This is a genomic window from Paracoccus angustae (assembly GCF_042648745.1).
In the GTDB taxonomy this organism is placed as follows: Bacteria; Pseudomonadota; Alphaproteobacteria; order Rhodobacterales; family Rhodobacteraceae; genus Paracoccus; species Paracoccus angustae.
The window spans coordinates 1-1541 of sequence record NZ_JBHRXY010000106.1; the positions used below are offsets into that span (position 1 = coordinate 1).

1 protein-coding gene is annotated in these 1541 nt (G+C 59.1%); it reads right to left on the reverse strand.

Annotated features, from left to right (window positions below):
* Nucleotides 1–349: 349 nt before the first annotated feature.
* Nucleotides 350–1378: an IS110 family transposase gene (locus ACFOM8_RS22940; protein ID WP_377764675.1), complete on the reverse strand. Its 1029-nt coding sequence runs from the start codon at nt 1376–1378 to the stop codon at nt 350–352.
* Nucleotides 1379–1541 lie beyond the last annotated feature (163 nt).

Consider the following 1541-nt stretch of genomic DNA (forward strand, 5'->3'; position numbering starts at 1 on the left):
TGCCGTCGGCGATGGGGCCATGGGGTTCTGGAAGGCGCTTGACGAGGTCTTTCCGAGCACGCGCCATCAAAGATGCTTCTGTGGTTGCCGCCCGTAGTGCAAGAAGTTTTTAACCGTTCAGACATGTGATCGAGTGCGAACTTCTGTCAGGCCTCTTGATGCGGCATTTACAGAAGCCGCGGGCCGGTATGGTGATCAGCGAACCGGGTCCAAATCTGGGTGACGAGCTTCAATAGCCCACACATCTTTTTTTGGTTTTCCCAATCCGGATCTGTTCGATCATTTGCCCATTCAGGTCGTCGCCTTCTCACACCCCCTTGGCACCGTCGCTAGCGATTCGACATGAGCATCATGCCGCGACGGCTAGCGCCGGATCCTTGTAGTCCTCGTTCTTCGTCAGCATCGCCCAGATCTGCCGGGCCATCTTGTTGGCCAGCGCGACCGCGACCAGCATCTTGGGCTTCTGCGCCAACATGCGTGACAGCCAGCTGCCCTCCACAATGGTGCGCTTTCCAAGCCAGTTCAATCGCGACATCGCTCCGATGATCAGAAGGCGTCGAATATCCGCCTGCCCCGCCTTGGTCATGCGGCCCAAGCGCTCCTTGCCTCCAGAAGAATGTTGCTTGGGCACCAGCCCCAACCAAGCCGCAAAGTCACGCCCGGTTTTGAACTGCGCCATGTCAGGTCCAAACGCTTCCACCGCCACAGCCGTAATCGGTCCAACACCCGGCATGGTCTGGAGCCGACGCGCCCTGTCCGTCTGGGTGGCCAGTGCCGAAAGTTTCTTAGCTCGCTCGGTGATACGCGCCGTCTTCTCCGCAATCTGCGCCAGCAGATCCTGGCACTCCTCCCGGATCAGCAAGGGCAGGTCTGAGGTCTCATCCGCCACAAGGGCCGTCATGCGATTGAGGTGGCGGATCCCCGCAGGAAACACGTGACCATGTTCATACAGCAGCGCCCGCAAGGCATTCACGTCTGCGGTGCGTTGATAGACCAGTCGCTCCCGGCTGCGGAAAACCGCTGCGCGGGACTGCTGCTCAACCGATTTAGGGTCCACGAAGCGCATCTCGGGCTGACGGGCCGCGATGACGATTGCCTCGGCATCGGCAGCGTCATTCTTCTGACGTTTCACGAACGGGCGGACATACTGAGGCGCGATCAGTTTCACCTGATGGCCAATCGCTGCCATCTCACGTGCCCAGTAACTCGCACTGCCGCAAGCTTCGAAGATGACAAGGCAAGGTCCTTGCTGGCCCATGAACGCGAGAAACTGTGCGCGCGTAAGTTTCTTGCGAAACTGCACCTCGCCTGTCCGCAACGCGCCGTGGATCTGGAAAACATTCTTTGCCAGATCAACTCCGATCATCATATCCTTCATCTCGCCGTCCTTCCCGTTATGTGACGTTCAACACCACGACCTTGGCACATTGCGATGCCGTCTGGGGAGGGCGGCAACCACTCCATCTGGGTTCACAAGACCGCCAACGTGCTCAACAAGTTCCCGAAATCCATGCAGCCGGCGGTGAAGGCCGACCTGCGCG

Coding starts and splice junctions, on each gene's coding strand:
- ACFOM8_RS22940 (WP_377764675.1), bottom strand. CDS start 1,378: ATGAAGGATATGATGATCGGAGTTGATCTGGCAAAGAATGTTTTCCAG.